The 3,166-nt window shown below is 68.7% G+C and carries 1 protein-coding gene; it reads left to right on the top strand.

Annotation, left to right across the window (positions count from 1 at the left end):
* Nucleotides 1–16: 16 nt before the first annotated feature.
* The coding region (locus tag Q0066_RS02750) for a type I restriction endonuclease subunit R (protein WP_298129821.1) at nt 17–3,166 on the top strand (3,150 nt) is incomplete at its 3' end.

Raw genomic sequence — 3,166 nt, 5'->3', positions numbered from 1 at the left:
AGTGGAAAGGGTCGCCATGTCATTGATCAGTGAAGCCGATTGGGAGAACGTCGCGGTCGAGGTGCTGGCCGAGCACGGGTGGGCCCCGGCGACGGGCGCCCAGATCAACCACGAGCGCAGTTCGGCCTCCGACATCGTGCTGCACGAGCGGTTCCGGGAGGCGCTGGTGCGGCTGAACCCGCAGGTGCCGGAGGCCTATCTGCGGCAGGCGGCGACCGAGATCCTCACCCCGTCCAGCCAGGACGCGATCACCGAGAACCACCGGCTGCACAGGTTCCTGGCGGACGGTTACCGGGGGCTCAGCTACCTCGACAAGGACAATGTCGAGCAGAACCCGACGATCCGGCTGATCGGTCGTGAACCGGGCGACAACGACTGGCTGGTGGTCCGGCAGGTGACGATCAGCGACGTGGAACACCACCGCCGGTTCGACGTGGTCGGGTACCTGAACGGGCTGCCGGTGCTGATCGCCGAGCTCAAGCAGGCGGGGCTCGCATCCACCAGTCTGGCGGCGGCCCACGGTCAGCTGGGCACCTACCTTGAGGAGTTCCCGCTGGCCTTCCGGGCCTGCGTGATGACCGTCGTCTCGGACGGCGCCACGGCCGGCTACGGCACGCCGTTCACGCCGCTGCACCACTACGCGGCCTGGAATGTCGACGACGACGGCGTTCCGCTGCGGCCCGGTGAGGCGATCGCGGATACCGACTACGACAACGCGCTCGAGATCACCCTGTACGGGCTGGGCAATCCGCTGCGATTCCTCGACCTGCTGCGCAACTTCACCGCCTTCGACGTCGGCGATTTCGGCCTGGCCAAGCGGATCGCCAAGCCGCATCAGTACTTCGCCGTGAACAAGGCGCTGGGGCGGACCGTCACCGCGGTGAAGTCGGACGGCAAGGCCGGCGTGGTGTGGCACACCCAGGGCTCCGGCAAGTCGATGGAGATGGAGCTGTACGCCAACCTGGTGCTGCGTTCCAGCCACCTGCTGAACCCGACGATCGTGGTGATCACCGACCGCCGCGAGCTGGACGGCCAGCTGCACCTCAGCTTCAAGGCGTCCACCCTGCTGCCCGAGCAGCCGGTCAAGGTCACCACGCGCTCGCAGTTGCGCGACGAACTCACCCAGCGCTCCAGCGGCGGCATCCTGTTCACCACCCTGCAGAAGTTCAACCGGACGCCGGCCGAACGCGAGTCGGGCGCCGACCATCCGCTGCTGAGCGAGCGTCGCAACATCGTGGTGATCGTGGACGAGGCGCACCGCTCGCACTACGACGATCTGGACGGCTACGCCCGGTTCCTGCGCGACGCGCTGCCGCACGCCACCTTGATCGCCTTCACCGGCACCCCGATCAGCGAGGTGGAGCGGAACACCCGTGACGTCTTCGGCGACTACATCGACATCTACGACCTGACCCGCGCGGTCAACGACAAGGCGACCGTCCCGGTCTACTTCGAGCCCCGGCTGGTGAAGGTCTCGTTCGCCGACGACGTCACGGCGGACGATCTCGACGCGGCCGCCGACGAGGTCACCGTCGGCCTGGACGACGTCGAGCGCGAGCGGCTGGAGAAGTCGGTCGCGGTGATCAACGCCGTCTACGGGGCGCCCGCCCGGCTGGCCACGCTGGCCGAGGACATCGTCGAGCACTGGGAGACCCGACGACAGCGGATGCGTCCGCTGATCGATGGGCCGGGGAAGGCGATGATCGTGTGCGCCACCCGGCAGATCTGCGCGGACCTCTACGAGCAGCTGGTGGCGCTGCGGCCGGCGTGGCACTCCGACGCCCTCGACCAGGGGGTGCTGAAGGTCGTGTACTCCGGGACGGCGTCCGACCCGAGCGAGATCCGCAAACACGTCCGGCGGGAATCGGAGAACCAGGCGATCAAGCAGCGGCTGAAGGATGAGAACGACCCGCTCGAACTGGTGATCGTCAAGGACATGATGCTCACCGGCTACGACTCGCCGCCGCTGCACACCCTCTACCTGGACCGGCCGATGCGGGGAGCCCTGCTCATGCAGACCCTGGCCCGCGTGAACCGCACTTTCCACGGCAAGGACGCCGGCCTGCTGGTCGCCTACGCGCCGCTGGTCGAGAATCTGACGGCGGCCTTGGCCGAGTACACCGCCGCCGACCAGGCCAATCGTCCGGTCGGGCGGAATGCGGGGGTGGCGGTGGAACTTGCCCGAGCGCTGCTCGACCAGCTCCGGGCGTTGACTGGCGGCTACGACTGGCGAGCCAGGCTGGTCGGCCCGAAGGGCTGGATGAAGGCAGCGCTCGGGCTCACCAGCTGGCTGCGGGATCCGCAGAACCCGGGCAACCAGGTGGCCGAGGGTGAGCTCAGCCTGGCCGGGCGGTACCGGCAGCTGGCCGGTCAGCTGGGCAGGGCGTGGGCGCTCGCGTCCGGCTACGAGAACCTGTCGGACGTCCGCGACGAGGTGCGCTTCTACGAGGAAGTGCGGGTCTGGATGGCGAAGTACGACGCCGCCGAGCGGGAGGCGCGGGGCGAGCCGATCCCCGAGGAGATCGCGCGGCTGCTGCGCCAGCTCGCCGCCGATGCGACCGGCTCCGACGAGGTGATCGACATCTACGCCGCCGCCGAGATCGCGCCGCCGAACTTCAACGAACTCACTCCGGCCGCGCTCGCGCAAGCCCAGCGTTCGGCCAACCCGCACCTCGCGATCGAGGCGCTGCGGGCCGCCATTCTGGCCGAAGTCGCCCGGGCGAGCGGCGCGAGCCTGGTGCGCCAGCGAGCGTTCAGCGAACGGCTCAGCGATGTCATGCTCCGTTACACGAACTCGCAACTGACGGCGGCCGAGGTGCTGATCGAGCTCTTCGAGATGGCCAAGGACATCGCCGCCGAGGCGGCCAGGGGCGAGACCTTCGACCCGCCGCTGGGCCGCGACGAGCTGGCCACCTTCGACGCGATCGCCGACAACCAGTCAGCGCTGGATGTCCTCGGTCAGGACGTCCTGGCCGACATGGCCCGACAGCTCGTCGCGATGATGAGGGCCGACGTCAAGACCGACTGGACCGTCCGCGACGACGTCCGGGCCTCGCTGCGCGCGAAGATCCGCCGGCTGCTGCGCAAGTACAAGTACCCGCCGGATCAGGGCGAGGCCGCTGTGAAACAGGTTATCGACCAGATGGAACTGCTCGCTCCGGGCGTG

The organism is Micropruina sp. (genome assembly GCF_027492755.1).
In the GTDB taxonomy this organism is placed as follows: Bacteria; Actinomycetota; Actinomycetes; order Propionibacteriales; family Propionibacteriaceae; genus Micropruina.
The sequence above is the reverse complement of the archived record's forward strand: the minus strand, read 5'-3'. Positions and strand labels throughout refer to the sequence as shown.